The sequence below is a fragment of the Bradyrhizobium sp. in8p8 genome (genome assembly GCF_000426845.1).
GTDB lineage: Bacteria > Pseudomonadota > Alphaproteobacteria > Rhizobiales > Xanthobacteraceae > Bradyrhizobium > Bradyrhizobium japonicum_C.
Genome location: NZ_AUGD01000002.1, coordinates 277,803 through 292,627 on the forward strand (window position 1 = coordinate 277,803; position 14,825 = coordinate 292,627).

The window sequence follows — 14,825 nt, forward strand, 5'->3', positions numbered from 1 at the left end:
GGAAATCCACCCGCCTGGCATGAACCTCCGCACCTCCGATTTCCGACCAACCTGCGATCGGAACCGGCAAGAGGCCATGGAGCAGCGCCAGACCATCCCGAACGACTCGTCCGGCGCTGCCTCGCCGCCGCCGCCCTGGATGCATCGTGCTGCCGCCCACCCGCCGGACCGCCGGGCCAGGATGCTGGAGCACATGGCGCGCGCCCGATCGCTTCCGCAGCCCCAGGCCGCTGCTTTGCGGCCGACGGCCAAGACGCCGCTCGCGGCGGGCCTCGCCATTCTCGGAGATGCCTGCGGCTACGCAATCCTGTTCGGCACCATCACGCTTCTGTTCCAGTCTCACGTTCCTCTTTACCTCGGCGCGTTTCTTTTCCTTGCCGACGGCAAGCGCATCGAAAGCTTGCTCGGAGCGATCGGCTTGAGGTTCGAGCCTGATGCGATCGGGCCCGATATCGTCAAGGGCTGCGCCTTCTGGTTCGCCTGGATCGCACTGCTCGTCTCCTTGCGGGGCTCTGCCCCCGCCTGGCTCGCGCCGTGGATGCCGCCAGCCGAGTCATGGGCTTCGATCGCCGTCATCATTCTGGCGCTCGCTGCTTTCGATGCAGTCGCAGCGCTGGCGATCCGGCGCGCAGGTGCGCGGTTCGGATTGGCAATCCGCCCCGACAGCCTGATATGGACGACGATCAAGTTCGCCATCGTCGTGGGGCTGCTGGCCTTGCTGGTGCTTCTCGGCGCGGTTTGACACCACCGCCCGGCAATGCACCCCGTTGTGACTTTGTGCCGCGCGTCGTCGCCCCATCTTCGCTCCCCGCATTTACCGGAAATTTACCCCCACTCATGAGCGCGGGTATCAATTGCTTAGAGTTTGCGCCCTACCGTGAAACTACGGGAATAATCCAAGAAGATTGGCGTCCATGTCCGTCGCAGAGTTCCTCAGGCAACGAGCGGTGGACGTGGCGGTGAGCGGCAGCTACTCGCTGCCTCGCTGGTATGATTGCGAGGGCAAGCTCCGCAGCTTCGCTTGCCGGACCAAGCGCGTCTCGCCCTTCCGGATGATCGTGGACGTGCCGGTGGTCGGCAAGGTCGGCGAGCGCGTGACCTCCTACTTCCAGGATTTCGGCGAATTCCAAAGCACCATCAGCGCGACACTGAAGTCGGGCTTTCTGATGGAGCTCGACATGACGCGGGCGCGGCGCGCCTGGATGTCGGAAAAGCTGACGTGGCTCGAGAAGAAACAGAAGGACGACAGCATTCGAGAATTGCGACGTGACGCGCGTTTCGTTCCGCAGGTCTCGCACACCGTCCTGACCCTCGCGGACGGCAGCACTCACCCCTGCTTCATCATCGACGTCTCCACGGCCGGCGTCGCGGTCTCCTCGGAGCATGATCCGGCGGTGGGAACCCCGCTCGCGGTCGGCGCCTGCGTCGGACGGGTGATCCGCAAATTCAACCACGGCTTTGCGGTCAAGTTCGCCGAGAAGCAGCCGCGGGACGACCTCGTCCGCCTGATCGTCCGCGCGCCCATGCTGAAGTCGGCCTGACCCTCGGCACCACCTGCCCTATAGCAGCCCCAATGCCGGATCAGCCTTTCGAGGTCCGTGCCGCGGGCCGGACGTCATTTTGCAGACTTGCGATCGGGGGACCGAATGGCAGTCGACAAGATCACGGTTGATAAGATCAAGGTTGGCAAGATCACCTGGGACAGGGTCGGCCGGGTCACCGAGCCCGGACGCTACATATACACGTTCGGCTGGCTCACCATCACCGCCGGTGACCTCGAAATCTGGAGACGATATCCGCAGGCTGCATTCACGCTGCTGGCCCAGCCTTCCGAATCGCTCGAATCCGTTGGTGAGGAATTCCATCTCGGCGCCTTCGACGTCGCACCCGACGCCCCGCCGCCCATCACCACCCACTGAGCCCGGAGAGCGCGGCCGTCACCAGGGGCGATCAAGCGCGGCCGGCCTGAGCGCTGGCCGACAGGTCCTCGCGGCGGGATGCTGCACGGTGAATCGAAGAAACCTGCGCATTTCCCTGATCTGGCTTGGCTATCTCGATCGATCCAAAGGCGCGCGGACGCTGCCATGGATGGCGAGCATCTTTTGTCATGCAATTGATTGCGCTTGTGTTCTACATCTCCATCGACGCTGCGATTGAACGGGAGCTATCGCACCCATGAAGCGAGCCGACAGCAGGCGCATGACACATGGTCGCATCGGCGAACGTAGATAAGCGGATCAAGGGAACCTATTTTCGGCGCCAATGTATTTGATCGAAGCGCTCCCCACCGTCGTTGGAACTGCCGCCATCGCCCCGGCGCTCCTGATGTTATGGCTCGTCATCGCCGCTGAAGAGCGCCCCGGCCCGCCGGCCCAGGTCTGGACTGCCTTCTTGCTTGGTGCAGCCAGCATTTCGCTCTTGGGCCTCGCCCGCGCCCCCTTCGCCAAGATGGTCGCGGCCCCCGACGACCCGTGGGCCGCGCTTGCGATGCATTCGATCTTCGGCGTCGCGTTACCTGAGGAAGCCGTCAAGGTGATCGCCATCGTGCTGATCTCCTCGACCAAGCGGCGAACCTTTGCCAATCCGATGGACACCGTCGTCTATGGCGCTGCGGTCGGCCTCGGCTTCGCCGCTTACGAGAACCTCGCTTACCTGGTCCAGCACGCGGACATGTGGCGCTCGCTGGCCGCCCTCCGCAGCGTGCTGACCGTGCCGTTCCACGGCGCTCTCGGCATCATCGCAGGCGCCTACCTGACGATCGCGCGCGCGGGCACGGCGCTGGGCGCGAACCGCCATCATCGCGATTGGGCTCGTCTTTCCAGCCGGCTGTTGATCTTCGCTGCGCCGCTCGCGTTGCATTCGGCCTTCGACTTCCCGTTGCTGACGCTCCAGCGCATGCCCGATCTCGATCCGACCCTGCGGATGTGGCTGGGCGCCGCCAGCCTCCTGATCGGCTTCGGCTCGATCGCATTCGCGATCCGCCTGGTCCGGCGCGTCGCGCGCCACCATGCGCCCCGGACCGATCTCGCGCGCGAGCGGCTCAGCCAGCTCCGGCGGATGTGGGCACTGCTGCTCGCCGGCGGCGGCATCGGCTTCCTCGGGCTCGCCTTCGTCCTGACCTCGATCCATCACTGGCTGACCAACCCCGAGCGCAACCTGACGCTGGCTCTGATCCCGATCGGTTTCGTCTCGATCCTGCTCGGCCTGGCACTTCTGATCGTCACAACGGCGATCTACATTCTCGGCCGCAACCGCATCCGCACCAGCGCGGACGGCTTTTCCTCGGCACCCGGCGGCGGCTGAGGCGCGCAATGGCAAGCGCCGGGCGCGCATACTAGATTAGATTGATCTGCAGGGCTGCTTACGGGATCGAGGCAATCATGACATCGCCTGAAGAATTTTCACGGCTGCAATCCGCTATGAACCAGGCGGTCAAGACGCATTGGAAGGCTTTCCTGTTCGAGGGAATCCTGCTTGTGGTTCTCGGCATTGCCGCTTTGATCCTCCCGCCACTCGCAAGCCTTGCGACCACGATCTTCCTCGGCTGGATGTTCCTGATCGGCGGTATCGGCGGACTGATCGCGACCTATTGGGCGCGCAGCACGCCAGGGTTTTGGTGGTCGCTGATCTCCGCCGCACTCGCCGTCCTCACCGGGATGCTCCTGCTGGCGCGACCGATGCAGGCCGTGCTGACGCTCACCATCGTGCTCGGCGCCTACTTCCTTGCCGAGGGCGTTGCCACCATCATGTACGCGCTGGAGCACCGCCGGGAGCTGAGCGGCCGCTGGTCTTGGCTCCTGATCTCGGGGCTTGTCGACATCGCGATCTCGTTCATGGTGATCACGGGACTGCCGAGCTCGGCGGACTGGGCGATCGGCGTTCTCGTCGGTATCAACCTGCTGTTCGGCGGCGCCTCGCTGATCGGCATGGCCCTCGCGGCACGCAAGGACAGCACCTGAAGCGCTCGTCACGTCTTGCGCCGATTTGGGGGGTGACAACCCGCCGGCGGCACGCTATATGGCCTGCCATGATCACCGTCGCCACCAGCTATTTTTGGTACTTTAGCTACGACAGCTCGCTGGCGGCGGGAGGATCGCGCTCAATCTGACACATTGCAGCAGACGTCCGAACAAGCCGCCAGACCTGGCGGCTTTTTTGTTGGCCGGCAGGTTCTAAACCAGACAGGAGCCCGCCGTGCTGAGCACGACAGACGATCTTCGCATCCGTGAACTGAAAGAACTGAGCACGCCGGAAGAGGTGATGCGGGAGGTCCCGCGGACACTCACCGCCACGCGCGTGGTGATGGCCGCGCGCAACGCCATCCATGCGATCCTGAGCGGCCAGGACGACCGCCTCCTGGTCGTGGTCGGCCCCTGCTCGGTGCACGATCCCAAGGCCGCCCTCGACTATGCCGAGCGCCTCGCGAAGCTGCGGGAAGATCTTGCCGACCAGCTCGAGATCGTGATGCGCGTCTATTTCGAGAAGCCGCGCACCACCGTCGGCTGGAAGGGGCTGATCAACGACCCCGATCTCGACGGCAGCTTCGACATCAACAAGGGCTTGCGGCTGGCGCGCAACGTGCTGTCGGCTGTGAACAATCTCGGCCTGCCCGCCGGCACCGAATTCCTCGACATGACGACGCCGCAATACATCGCCGACCTCGTGTCCTGGGCCGCGATCGGCGCGCGCACGACCGAGAGCCAGATCCATCGCGAGCTGGCGTCGGGCCTGTCCTGCCCGGTCGGATTCAAGAACGGTACCGATGGCAACGTGCGGATCGCGGCGGACGCGGTGAAGTCGGCCTCGCATCCGCATCATTTCATGGCGGTGACGAAGCTCGGCCGTTCGGCGATCGCCTCGACCGCGGGCAACGAGGACTGCCACATCATCCTGCGCGGCGGGAGCAAGCCGAACTACGACGCGGCAAGCGTGGCGGCCGCCTGCAACGATTTGACCACGTCCGGCGTCGCGCCGCTGGTGATGGTCGATGCGAGTCATGCCAATTCGAGCAAGAAGCCGGAGAATCAGCCGGTGGTGATGGCCGATATCGCTGCTCAGATCACCGGCGGCGAGAGCCGCATCATGGGCGTGATGATCGAGAGCAACCTCGTCGCGGGCCGGCAGGACGTCGTACCGGGCAAGCCGCTCACCTACGGCCAGAGCATCACCGATGGCTGCATCGACTGGCCCACCACGGCAAGCGCGCTCGAGCAGCTCGCCGACTCCGTCGAGATCCGCCACAACATCCGACGCGCTGGGCGGCACGAGCGGTCGGCCTAGCTCTCGAGCAACCAGCTGTCGCTCCACCACCTCTCCCAACGGGAGAGGTGGAAGCCTCAACAGCCGCGGCAGATGCTCTTGATCTTGCGATCGAGCTCCGCGTCTTCCTTGTTCGCGGGCGTGTTCGGATTGCTCAGATTCTTCTCGCTCGGCACATCGGCCGCGCGCGGCTGACGGTGACCGACCGGCGCCGGCAATACCGTTGCAGGGATCCCACTGCCGGACGTCGGCCCCTTGGAGCCACCGGTCTGTGCCATCGCGCCGTCACCCAGCAAGAGCACAAGCGATGCTGCCAGCATGATCTTTTTCATTTTCGGTGCTCCATTCTTAAATCGGCGCTCTCCACTTCCGCTCAAGTCTCTGGCGGATAAAGATGAACGTCGCCACAATAATCCACGATACGATAGCGCGTTTCGGCTCCCGCATCATCCGCAGGCAGTGCGGTATTTTGCGTCGTCAATAGGTAGCTGGGTCCTACCGGCGACTTGCCGGCGCCGCCGGGAATGTCGATGACATAGTCCGGCTGACAGAGTCCTGACACGCGCCCGCGCAGTTGCCGCATCAGGTCCTGTCCCTGCGCCAACGTCGTTCGCAGATGCGCGGTGCCCGGCGCAAGATCGCCGTGATGCAGATAGTAGGGCTTGATCCTGCATTCGACGAAAGCTCGCATCAAATCCGACAGAGCGACGATGTTGTCATTGACGCCGCGCAAAAGCACGGACTGACTCACCATGGGAACGCCGGCGTCGACCAGACGCGCGCAAGCGGCGCGCGCCGCTCCAGTCAGCTCGCGCGCATGGTTGGCATGCAGCGCGATCCAGGTGGTGGCGCCATCGACCTTCAGTGCAGCGACCATCTCGTCGCTGATGCGCGCGGGTTCGGCCACCGGCACGCGGCTGTGAAGACGGATGATCTTGACGTGTTGGATCGCGGCCAGATCGGCCATGATCTCGCTCATCCGCCGCGGCGACAGCATCAGGGGATCGCCGCCGGTCAGAATCACCTCCCAGATCTCGTCATGTGCCCGGATGTAGTCGATCGCCGCGCGATAGGCGCTGTCGGACAGCGCATTCTCCTTGCCGGGCCCCACCATCTCGCGGCGGAAGCAGAAGCGGCAGTAGACCGCGCAAACGTGAACGAGCTTGAACAACACGCGGTCGGGATAGCGGTGCACGATCCCGGGAACCGGCGAATGCGGATGGTCACCGATCGGATCGGCGTTCTCGCCCGGCTTCAGGTCCAGTTCGGCCGCGGTCGGAACGAATTGTCGCGCGATGGGATCGTCGGGATCCGATGCGTCGATCAACTCGGCCAGATCGGGCGTGACCGCCACGGCATAGCGCGCGGCAACGCGTTCGAGCGCCGGTAGCGCTGCCGCGGGCGCCAACCCCTCGGCGATGAGCTCGGCAGGCTCACGCAGGGTGCGTGCAAGATTCGCCTTCGTCATCTATCATCCGCGGGCGGTGTCCACACCACCTGATCAATTCGTGTTGCGCCGCTCGCCAACATGACCAGCCGGTCGAAGCCGAGTGCGACGCCACTCGCCTCCGGCATTGCGGCAACCGCAGCCAGAAAGTCCTCGTCGAGGGGATAGGCTTCGCCGTATCGGCGCTGTTTCTCGATCATCGACTCCGTGAAACGTTTTCGCTGCTCGTCGGCATCGGTCAGCTCTCCAAAGCCGTTGGCGAGCTCGACGCCGCAGGCATAGACCTCGAAACGCTCGGCGACCCTCGGGTCGTCCGCCTTCGCCTGCGCCAGCGCCGCCTCTGGAGATGGGTATTCAAACAGGATGGTCAAACGCCCCTGCCCCAGATGCGGCTCGACATGCTCCACCAGGACCTTGCTGAAGATGTCGGACCAGCTGTCGTCCTCGGCAACACGGACCTTGGCCCCGGCCGCCGCAGCGAGCGCGGTACGGTTAGCCTCGCCGCCCGGGATTGTCGACAGCAGATCGATCCCAGCGAAACGTTCGAAGGCACCCGCGACGGTCAGAAGCTCGGGCTCGGCGAACGGATCGGCGGTCCGACCGCGGAAGGAGAAGGACCCGATCCCGGTCGCCTGCGCCGCACGGGCGATCACGACGATGCAATCGGCCATGATGGCATCATAGGGCGCGTCCGCTCGATACCATTCCAGCATGGTGAATTCGGGCAGATGCAGGTCGCCGCGCTCGCGGTCCCGGAACACCCGCGCGAACTCGAAGATTCGCGTCTCACCTGCCGCCAGCAGCTTCTTGCAGGCAAATTCGGGCGAGGTCCGCAGGTATCGGCTCGCACGGCTGCCGTCGGGCCGCATGATCTCGGTGCTGGGGGCGTGCAGATGGGTCTCATTGCCGGGGGAGACCTGTAGGACCGAGGTTTCGACCTCCGTGAAGCCCTGTTCGGCGAAAAAGCCCCGCAACGCCCCGGTCACGGCTCCCCTGGCCTGGAGGAACGGACGCCGGTCAAGGTGCCGCGAGGGCGCCCAGAATGGCGACAACGGCTTGTCCCCGGCCATCAACCGGTGGCCCCAGCCGGCAGCAAAGTGCTGGCTTCCAACGGCAAAATCAGTATGTTGCGGCCCGAAACGGGCGCCAAGGTCCGATTTGAGGCCCCAAGTCCCCCATCAATTTGACCACGTCCTGGCCGCAGCCGGGCCAAGCAAGCAGGAAATACAGCCTTGAGAGTCATCGCCAGTTCTATTCGCAAGGGCAACGTGATCGAGCAAGACGGCAAGCTTTATGTCGTCGTGAGCGCCGAGAACATCCATCCCGGCAAGGGTACCCCGGTTAGCCAGATCGAAATGCGCCGAATCTCGGACGGGGTAAAGATCTCCGAACGCTACAAGACCACCGACCAGGTCGAAAAGGCCACGATCGAGGAGCGCAACTACACCTACCTCTACGAGGATGGCGACGGCTACCACTTCATGAACCCCGAGACCTACGACCAGGTCCAGGTCTCGAAGGACGTCGTCGGTGATGCCGCCGCCTACCTTCAGGAGAGCATGACCGTCAAGCTGTCCATGCACGACACCAACCCGGTTGCGATCGCGCTGCCGCAGCGCGTGACGCTGGAAGTGGTAGAGACCGAACCCGTGACAAAGGGCCAGACCGCCTCCTCCTCCTACAAGCCCGCGGTGCTCTCCAACGGCGTGCGCACCACCGTCCCGCCGCACATCACCGTCGGCACCCGGGTGGTGGTGATGACCGAAGACGGCTCCTACGCCGAGCGCGCCAAGGACTGAGCGAGCAATCGAGGATCGGAACAGGTACCGCCGGGGGGCGAGGCAGTGGGCAGAAAGAGTCTCCGCTTCGTCTCGCTTCTGCTGGCGCTGCCGCTTCTCGTTGCCACCCCCCTCGCTGCGGATGAATTCCGCAGCCCCTCGCTCACGGCCCTGCGCGTCGACTGGCGCGCAGCGCTGGACCAACTCCGGATCGAGATCAACAGCCGTCCCCAGATTGCGGGCGAGTTCATCTTCGCACCCCGCCGCTCGGTGCCGCGCTACGATCCGCGCGCGATGCCGGCATTGGTGCAGCTGAATGCGGTCTCTTCGCGCTTCTTCACCGGCATTGCCCGAAGTCCCGTACCTGTGCTGCTGCCGTTCGACGTCGCCGCATACATCGAGGCGCAGCGCAGCGGCGCGCCGGTGACGCTCGCGCTGTCACGCTACCAGGCCGACTTCAATCCCGTCGACATGTTCCATGCCGGTCCGGCCGGTTACAGCGCGACCTTCTCGTTGGAGCCCGGCGCCGGTGAGGGCATGCCGAGCCGGGTGTTCGCAAGGCCCGTGGAGGTACAGATCACCGGCTCGGCACTCGTCTACGACATCGCCGATCCCGCCGGCGGCAAGGGCGAGCCGGTCAAGCCGCTCGCGACAACCTATCCGGATCTGCGCAGGTTCATCCGGGAAGGTTATGTGCGCTACGCTTTCACCCGCTTCGGCGCCGCCTATGTGGTATCGATCCAATGCCTCGACAGCGTCGCCAAGCCGCGGCGGCTCGCCTGCAAGGAGGCCTATCCGGTCGCCGAGCGCTTCCTGAGGGCGCTGCGAGTCGCAGGCGGCCAGCGCATGCGGCCGTTGACGGACATTGCCTCCAACGTCATCGATCGCCCCGCGGCGCGTTCGCCGGATTTCAGCTACCGGCCGAGCGGCGATATCATCCCGAATACCGGCTACCGTAAGCAAGGCGGCCATCCCGACGCGATGGCCTATGCGCAGATCCGCTTTCCGCTCGAGAAGGCACCCGCTTTCGTGCGCTCGCAATCCTACGGCAAGCGCGACAAGAGCGGCGAAGGTCCGACCGCCTATCCCTGGCGCGACAATTTCTGCGAGGCGCGCAGTTTCGAGGTGTGGCAATGCGCCGGCGGATACGGCCATCAGGGCGAGGACATTCGCGCCGCCGACTGCCCGTCGCCCGGCGAAGGCCGCGAGCCCTGCGACCCCAAGCAGCGTGCCGTCGTCGCGGTGCGCGACGCCATCGTGATCCGCGGCGTCAGGGACCAGGCCGCGACGCTGCAGATCAACAGCCGCACCGAGCACATCCGCTTCCGCTATATGCACATGAACCCGCAGGCGATGAACGCCGACGGCCTCGTCAACGGCCGCCTCGTCAGCGAAGGCGAAAAGATCGGCGTGGTCTCGAACTATCTCGACCGTCCCGCCGGAACCTCGCTGCACCTGCATTTCGACGTCCAGGTGTTCACCCGCGACGGCTGGATCTGGGTCAGTCCCTATGTCACGCTGGTCTCGGCCTACGAGCGGCTGATACGCGCCCGCGGCCGCGAGATCGGCCCAGATATCGCAGTCACGTCGCAGCCGGTGGCTCACGCTCTGCCGGAAGACGTGATCAAGCCGCACCGGCGCGAGGGATCGAGCGGCGACAATTGACGGCTTGCTCGTTCCAATGCCTGGCTATGCAAGATTGTCGTCGCGCACCACCGCCAGTTCGAACGAAGAAGGGACAGGATTGATGAGCGTCGGACTGATCGGTCTTCTCGACGATATCGCGGGGATTGCCAAGGTGGCGGCGGCCTCGCTCGACGATGTGGCGGGCCAGGCTGCCAAAGCGGGCACAAAGGCTGCCGGCGTGGTGATCGATGACGCGGCCGTCACGCCGAACTACGTCATTGGTTTTGCATCGAAACGCGAGTTGCCGATCGTCGGCAAGATCGCGCTCGGATCGCTGCGCAATAAACTGCTGATTCTGCTGCCCGTTGCCCTGTTGCTCGGATACTTCCTGCCTGCAGCGGTCACGCCGCTCCTCATGCTGGGCGGAGCCTTTCTCTGCTACGAGGGCGCCGAGAAGGTGCTCGAAGCGGTGCTGCCCCATCATGCGCATCACCACGAAGCTCAGCTCCAGCCGATTGCGCTGAATGCCCGCTCGGTCGAAGACGAGAAGGTCGCGAGCGCTATCAAGACAGACTTCATCCTGTCGGCGGAGATCATGGCGATCACGCTGGCGGCGATTCCGGCGGGCAGCATCTGGACCCAGGCGTTGGTGCTGGCGCTGGTCGGTGTCTTCATCACCGTCGGGGTCTACGGCGTGGTGGCTCTGATCGTGAAGGCAGACGATGCCGGCATGGCGCTTGCGCGCTATGACGGCGCCTCAGTCATCGGCGGCGCGATCCGCATGCTGGGACGCGCGCTGGTCCGCGGCATGCCTATCTTCCTGGCCGTGCTGAGCACCATCGGCACCGCCGCCATGATCTGGGTCGGCGGCGGCATCATCCTGCACGGCATCGAGAAATACGGCCCGCCCGCGGTCGGTCACACCGTCCATGCTGCAACCGAGGCGGCCGCACACCTTCTTCCCTCCGTCGCCGGCATCATCGATTGGTCGGTCGAGGCGGCCATCTCGGGCGTCGTTGGACTGCTTGTCGGCGCGATTGCTATTCCGGTTGTCGAATACGGCCTCTCGCCGGCATGGAAGCTGTTGAGGCGATCGGAGCCGGCTTGAATACGCAGCCGAGACGACGAATGGCGGCTAATCCAAGAAAGTCGTGAGCTGCGCGCCCTCATCCGCGACGAACACCGCGATCAACTCTGCCGGCTCCGTCATGCTGGCATTGGCCGAGACCAGATGCGTCGAGCCGGGCGGCTCGAAGAAGGACTGGCCGACCCCGAACGTCTCGACTGGGCCGCCACCGAGCTGCGAGCGGATCTCGCCCTTGGTGATGTAGGCGGTGACAGAGCCCGCATGACGATGCGGCCGTGAAAATCCGCCGGGACCATAGGACACGCGCACGATGGTCACGCGCTTGCCGGGGACGTTCGGCAGCGCGTAGGAGCCGATCGGCTCGATCTTGTCGAGCGGCGAACTCTCCGCCGCAGTGGCACAGAGCGGGGCTAGCGCGTCTGATACACTGTCGATCGTCACCGGCAGCGCTTTTCCAATCGCAAGCGCGCAGGCGAGTCCTGCAACGACGGCGAGCGCCGTCGAACGTGACGGTGCCGGGTATGGCAGGGCCGAAACGCTGATGGCCGACATCGTGACCTCCCCTTCTGCTGATCAGGAGGCAGCGGCGGCCGCGACGGCCGGTCGCTTCGCCGGCGTCCAGCGATAGGCGGCGCCAAAGCGGTTCCAGACATTGATCGATGCGACGGCCGAGGTCAGGTACATCAGCTCGGTCTCGGAGAACTCGCGGGACGCTTCGGCGTAGACCTCCTCGCTGACGCCCTCGGGCAGACAGGTGAGCGCCTCCGCCCAGGCCAGCGCGGCACGCTCGCGCGACGAGAAGATCGGCGCCTCGCGCCAGACCGCCACCAGGTTGAGCTTGTCCGCAGGCACACCAATCCGTTCGGACAGGAGAATGTGATGCTGCACGCAGAAAGCGCAGCCGTTGATCTGCGAGGCGCGCAGCTTGACGAGTTCGAGCAGCTGCTTGTCGAGCCCAGCCTTGGCCGCGAGCTGGCCGAGCGCCAACACCAGATCATAGGCATCGGGAGCGATCTTCTTGAAATCCTCGTATTCGCTGCGGGCGTGTGACATTGCCGTTCACCTCGTCTTGTTATATGAACCCTTACATCTTATAAGAGCTCTGATATGACGCGCAAGGCGAAACACGTCGTGAGACCGGGACGAAAAGCGCTCGAAGCCGGCACCGTGCATGTTCCTGCTCCGGGCGAAGGCAAGCGCGGCGAGCAGGGTTATCTCGGCTACCTCCTGCGCCAGGCCCATGCCGCGGTCCGGCTGAAGATGGAGCGCACCCTTGCCGATCTCGGCGTAACGTCGCCGCAATTCGCGGTATTGACGATGTTGAATGCCTATCCGGGCCTGTCAGGCGCCGACGTCGCCCGCCTCACCTTCCTGACCCCCCAGACCGTGGGCGTCATCATCCGCAATCTCGATCGCGACGGAGCCATTGCGATGACGCCTCATCCGGTCCACGGCCGCATCCAGCAATGGACACTGACGCTGCGCGGCGCCACGCTGTTGAAGGAGTGCCGGCAGCGTGTGCTCGAACTGGAAAAGCGTCTCGCCAGGGATTTGGATAGGAAAGCTGAAGCCGCAATCCGGCATTGGCTTGCCGCGATTGCGACTGACCTACAGGAGGGTTAGACGACGTCCCCTCGGAGCCGCGGGCGCGCCCCTCTACCCATCTTTCAGCGCATTCTTGACCTCGCCGTCGGGCCAGGTCTCATCGGCCGCGATGACCCGTACACAGCTTTGGTCGGCGGTGTTCACCAGCACATGCGAACTCACACGGTCGGCGCTCCGCTCCAAGTGCAGATCGGTCTCGGGCTTCCAGCTCAGCGTGGCCGCGAGGTCGCCGGGAAAGATCTGCCATTGCGATCCGTCGTCGAGCTCGACAACATGGCTTTCCGCATGCGCGCGTATCTTCATCCGACCCCCGGCTCGATCAATCAATGGTGAAGGAAGGCCCCAGCCAAAGCCGAGGCCCCTATTCGTCAGTCGTTGTCGTGATGAATCACGGTTTTGCTGCGATTGCCGAATTCATCTTCCTTCTTGATCACCGTGGTGCGGCTTGACGGCTCGCGTTCCTTGATGACCGTGGTGCGATCACGCTCGCGGACGCGGTAATCCGGCGACTGGCCCACAGTGACACCGGCACCGACCGGACCAACATGAACGCCGACTTCACCAGCGAATGCAGGCGCCGCGATCGCGGTAGCCATGGCGGCGGCAAACAGAACTTTCCTCATCTTCTCCTCCTCGTTTCCTTCGGAGGGAATGCAGGACTGCGACACTTTGTTCCGCGGGAAACGGGTTGTTCCGGCCCTGTGGGAACCGGCTCACATGGGCCACGTTTCCCGCTAGAATGGCTGGATGACACAAACTGATTCCTGCGCCCAATACACCCGCCGCACCCTCCTGAAATCTGCACTCGGTGCGACCGCCCTGCTTGCGTCGGCGGACCGCGCTCTCGCGGCACCCGCGGGCTTCGACGAGTGGCGCGAGACCTTCCGCGTGCGCGCGACGGCCAAAGGTATCTCCGCCGCGACATGGCAGCGCGCGATGGGACGTGTCGAGCCTGACATGAGCGTGTTCAGGCAGATGCGCAACCAGCCTGAATTCCGCGAGGAGATCTGGCAATATATCAACCGCCGCGTGTCCGACTGGCGCATCATCAACGGCAAGATCGCGCTGAAGAACAACGAGGCTTTGTTCGCGCGCATCGAGCGCGATTTCGGCGTCGAGCGCGGCACGCTGCTGGCGCTGTGGGGCGTCGAGTCCGCCTATGGCGATCCCCTGGTGCAGCAGAATCACATGAGGCCGGTGTTTCCCTCGCTCGCTGCGCTCGCCTGGAACGAGCCGCGCCGCAAGACCTATTGGGAGACCGAGCTGATCAACGCGCTGCGCATCGTCGAGAAGGGTTGGAGCACGCCGGAAGAAATGCGGGGATCCTGGGCCGGCGCCATGGGACATTCGCAATGGATGCCGGAGGTCTGGCTCAATGTGGGCATCGATTACGACGGCGACGGCAGGGTATCGCCGTTCGGCAAGCCCGACGACGCGCTGGGTTCGACGGCCAAATACCTCGTCAACCGCGGCAAATGGCATCGCGGCGAGCATTGGGGCTACGAGGTGCGCGCGCCCGGCAACCTCAGCGGCCGCCGCACCTATGCGGCGTGGCAGGCAGCCGGCGTGACCCGCGCCGACGGCCGTTCGTTTCCGCAGCCGAACGCATCCGCGCAGATGTGGACGCCGGTTGCGGGCGGGCCGACCTTCCTGCTGGGACCGAACTTCTATTCGGTGAAGAGCTACAACCCTTCCATGAACTATGCGCTGGCGATCTGCCATCTCGGCGATCGTTGCCTGGGCGCACCGCCCTTCATCCAGCCGTTCCCCGGCTCCGAGCGCGCGTTGACGCTGGCCGAAGTACAGGAGATGCAGACGCGGCTGACCAAGGCCGGCTTCGACACCGGCGGCACCGACGGGCGCGTCGGCAACGATACGATGAAGGCGGTCAAGGATTTCCAGCAGCGCGCCGGGATCACGCCGGCGGATGGCTATGGCGGGCTGAAGGTGCTGGCCAAGCTGCGGCAGGGGTTGTAGGCCGACGTCCTCTCATACGGTCACTCCGGGTTCGCGCTTCGCGCGC

The 14,825-nt window shown here is 64.7% G+C and carries 18 protein-coding genes; 11 read left to right on the top strand and 7 right to left on the bottom strand.

From position 1 onward, the window contains the following. Positions 1 to 76 precede the first annotated feature (76 nt). The 6 genes from K408_RS0106610 to K408_RS0106635 all read left to right on the top strand — a co-directional run bounded on the left by K408_RS0106610 (position 77) and on the right by K408_RS0106635 (position 5,280). Positions 77 to 742 (top strand): hypothetical protein, encoded by a 666-nt coding sequence (locus K408_RS0106610; protein WP_024337822.1) that lies wholly within the window; start codon positions 77 to 79, stop codon positions 740 to 742. A 172-nt stretch (positions 743 to 914) separates the two neighbouring features. Further along, complete coding sequence (locus K408_RS0106615; RefSeq protein WP_024337823.1) at positions 915 to 1,541, top strand: PilZ domain-containing protein; 627 nt, start codon at positions 915 to 917, stop codon at positions 1,539 to 1,541. 105 nt (positions 1,542 to 1,646) lie between these two features. After that, the gene (locus K408_RS0106620) at positions 1,647 to 1,919 is read left to right on the top strand and encodes a hypothetical protein (RefSeq protein ID WP_024337824.1); all 273 of its coding nucleotides are present in this window, start codon (positions 1,647 to 1,649) and stop codon (positions 1,917 to 1,919) included. A gap of 343 nt (positions 1,920 to 2,262) precedes the next feature. Further along, the gene (locus K408_RS0106625) at positions 2,263 to 3,303 is read left to right on the top strand and encodes a PrsW family glutamic-type intramembrane protease (protein WP_024337825.1); all 1,041 of its coding nucleotides are present in this window, start codon (positions 2,263 to 2,265) and stop codon (positions 3,301 to 3,303) included. A gap of 77 nt (positions 3,304 to 3,380) precedes the next feature. Further along, positions 3,381 to 3,959 (top strand): HdeD family acid-resistance protein, encoded by a 579-nt coding sequence (locus tag K408_RS0106630; protein WP_024337826.1) that lies wholly within the window; start codon positions 3,381 to 3,383, stop codon positions 3,957 to 3,959. A 235-nt stretch (positions 3,960 to 4,194) separates the two neighbouring features. Next, positions 4,195 to 5,280 (top strand): 3-deoxy-7-phosphoheptulonate synthase, encoded by a 1,086-nt coding sequence (locus K408_RS0106635; protein WP_024337827.1) that lies wholly within the window; start codon positions 4,195 to 4,197, stop codon positions 5,278 to 5,280. A 56-nt stretch (positions 5,281 to 5,336) separates the two neighbouring features. Here the strand turns inward: K408_RS0106635 and K408_RS0106640 are convergent, their stop codons facing one another. From K408_RS0106640 to epmA, 3 genes are read right to left on the bottom strand one after another with little or no spacing between them, the layout of a single operon-like run. Next, complete coding sequence (locus K408_RS0106640) at positions 5,337 to 5,591, bottom strand: hypothetical protein (protein WP_024337828.1); 255 nt, start codon at positions 5,589 to 5,591, stop codon at positions 5,337 to 5,339. A gap of 41 nt (positions 5,592 to 5,632) precedes the next feature. Further along, a complete protein-coding gene (locus K408_RS0106645) occupies positions 5,633 to 6,727 on the bottom strand; it encodes a lysine-2,3-aminomutase-like protein (protein ID WP_024337829.1) in 1,095 nt (364 codons plus the stop codon). Next, complete coding sequence (gene epmA, locus K408_RS0106650) at positions 6,724 to 7,776, bottom strand: EF-P lysine aminoacylase EpmA (protein WP_024337830.1); 1,053 nt, start codon at positions 7,774 to 7,776, stop codon at positions 6,724 to 6,726. The genes K408_RS0106645 and epmA overlap by 4 nt, the downstream gene beginning before the upstream one ends. 162 nt (positions 7,777 to 7,938) lie before the next feature. Here epmA and efp point away from each other — a divergent pair, with 162 nt between their 5' ends. From efp to K408_RS0106665, 3 genes are all read left to right on the top strand, one after another. Beyond that, complete coding sequence (gene efp / locus K408_RS0106655; protein WP_024337831.1) at positions 7,939 to 8,505, top strand: elongation factor P; 567 nt, start codon at positions 7,939 to 7,941, stop codon at positions 8,503 to 8,505. Between the two features lie 45 nt (positions 8,506 to 8,550). Next, a complete protein-coding gene (locus K408_RS0106660; RefSeq protein WP_024337832.1) occupies positions 8,551 to 10,149 on the top strand; it encodes a DUF4397 domain-containing protein in 1,599 nt (532 codons plus the stop codon). Between the two features lie 82 nt (positions 10,150 to 10,231). Continuing rightward, on the top strand, positions 10,232 to 11,218 hold the full coding sequence (locus tag K408_RS0106665) for a DUF808 domain-containing protein (RefSeq protein WP_024337833.1): 987 nt from the start codon (positions 10,232 to 10,234) through the stop codon (positions 11,216 to 11,218). Between the two features lie 27 nt (positions 11,219 to 11,245). Here the strand turns inward: K408_RS0106665 and K408_RS0106670 are convergent, their stop codons facing one another. Next, on the bottom strand, positions 11,246 to 11,749 hold the full coding sequence (locus K408_RS0106670) for a cupin domain-containing protein (RefSeq protein ID WP_024337834.1): 504 nt from the start codon (positions 11,747 to 11,749) through the stop codon (positions 11,246 to 11,248). Between the two features lie 21 nt (positions 11,750 to 11,770). Further along, positions 11,771 to 12,250: a carboxymuconolactone decarboxylase family protein gene (locus K408_RS0106675; protein ID WP_024337835.1), complete on the bottom strand. Its 480-nt coding sequence runs from the start codon at positions 12,248 to 12,250 to the stop codon at positions 11,771 to 11,773. 54 nt (positions 12,251 to 12,304) lie between these two features. On the opposite strand from K408_RS0106675, the gene K408_RS0106680 reads away from it, so the two are divergent. After that, positions 12,305 to 12,820, top strand: a complete 516-nt coding sequence (locus tag K408_RS0106680; protein ID WP_024337836.1) for a MarR family winged helix-turn-helix transcriptional regulator — start codon at positions 12,305 to 12,307, stop codon at positions 12,818 to 12,820. A gap of 33 nt (positions 12,821 to 12,853) precedes the next feature. Here the strand turns inward: K408_RS0106680 and K408_RS0106685 are convergent, their stop codons facing one another. After that, on the bottom strand, positions 12,854 to 13,105 hold the full coding sequence (locus tag K408_RS0106685; protein ID WP_024337837.1) for a hypothetical protein: 252 nt from the start codon (positions 13,103 to 13,105) through the stop codon (positions 12,854 to 12,856). A gap of 65 nt (positions 13,106 to 13,170) precedes the next feature. Further along, positions 13,171 to 13,425: a hypothetical protein gene (locus K408_RS0106690; protein ID WP_024337838.1), complete on the bottom strand. Its 255-nt coding sequence runs from the start codon at positions 13,423 to 13,425 to the stop codon at positions 13,171 to 13,173. 124 nt (positions 13,426 to 13,549) lie between these two features. On the opposite strand from K408_RS0106690, the gene K408_RS0106695 reads away from it, so the two are divergent. After that, positions 13,550 to 14,779, top strand: coding sequence for a lytic murein transglycosylase (locus K408_RS0106695; protein ID WP_024337839.1), 1,230 nt, complete (start codon positions 13,550 to 13,552; stop codon positions 14,777 to 14,779). Positions 14,780 to 14,825: the final 46 nt, after the last annotated feature.

Coding starts and splice junctions, on each gene's coding strand:
- K408_RS0106670 (WP_024337834.1), bottom strand. CDS start 11,749: ATGTCGGCCATCAGCGTTTCGGCCCTGCCATACCCGGCACCGTCACGT.
- K408_RS0106610 (WP_024337822.1), top strand. CDS start 77: ATGGAGCAGCGCCAGACCATCCCGAACGACTCGTCCGGCGCTGCCTCG.
- epmA (WP_024337830.1), bottom strand. CDS start 7,776: ATGGCCGGGGACAAGCCGTTGTCGCCATTCTGGGCGCCCTCGCGGCAC.
- K408_RS0106615 (WP_024337823.1), top strand. CDS start 915: ATGTCCGTCGCAGAGTTCCTCAGGCAACGAGCGGTGGACGTGGCGGTG.
- K408_RS0106665 (WP_024337833.1), top strand. CDS start 10,232: ATGAGCGTCGGACTGATCGGTCTTCTCGACGATATCGCGGGGATTGCC.
- K408_RS0106630 (WP_024337826.1), top strand. CDS start 3,381: ATGACATCGCCTGAAGAATTTTCACGGCTGCAATCCGCTATGAACCAG.
- K408_RS0106695 (WP_024337839.1), top strand. CDS start 13,550: ATGACACAAACTGATTCCTGCGCCCAATACACCCGCCGCACCCTCCTG.
- K408_RS0106620 (WP_024337824.1), top strand. CDS start 1,647: ATGGCAGTCGACAAGATCACGGTTGATAAGATCAAGGTTGGCAAGATC.
- K408_RS0106645 (WP_024337829.1), bottom strand. CDS start 6,727: ATGACGAAGGCGAATCTTGCACGCACCCTGCGTGAGCCTGCCGAGCTC.
- K408_RS0106640 (WP_024337828.1), bottom strand. CDS start 5,591: ATGAAAAAGATCATGCTGGCAGCATCGCTTGTGCTCTTGCTGGGTGAC.
- K408_RS0106625 (WP_024337825.1), top strand. CDS start 2,263: ATGTATTTGATCGAAGCGCTCCCCACCGTCGTTGGAACTGCCGCCATC.
- K408_RS0106685 (WP_024337837.1), bottom strand. CDS start 13,105: ATGAAGATACGCGCGCATGCGGAAAGCCATGTTGTCGAGCTCGACGAC.
- K408_RS0106680 (WP_024337836.1), top strand. CDS start 12,305: ATGACGCGCAAGGCGAAACACGTCGTGAGACCGGGACGAAAAGCGCTC.
- K408_RS0106675 (WP_024337835.1), bottom strand. CDS start 12,250: ATGTCACACGCCCGCAGCGAATACGAGGATTTCAAGAAGATCGCTCCC.
- K408_RS0106690 (WP_024337838.1), bottom strand. CDS start 13,425: ATGAGGAAAGTTCTGTTTGCCGCCGCCATGGCTACCGCGATCGCGGCG.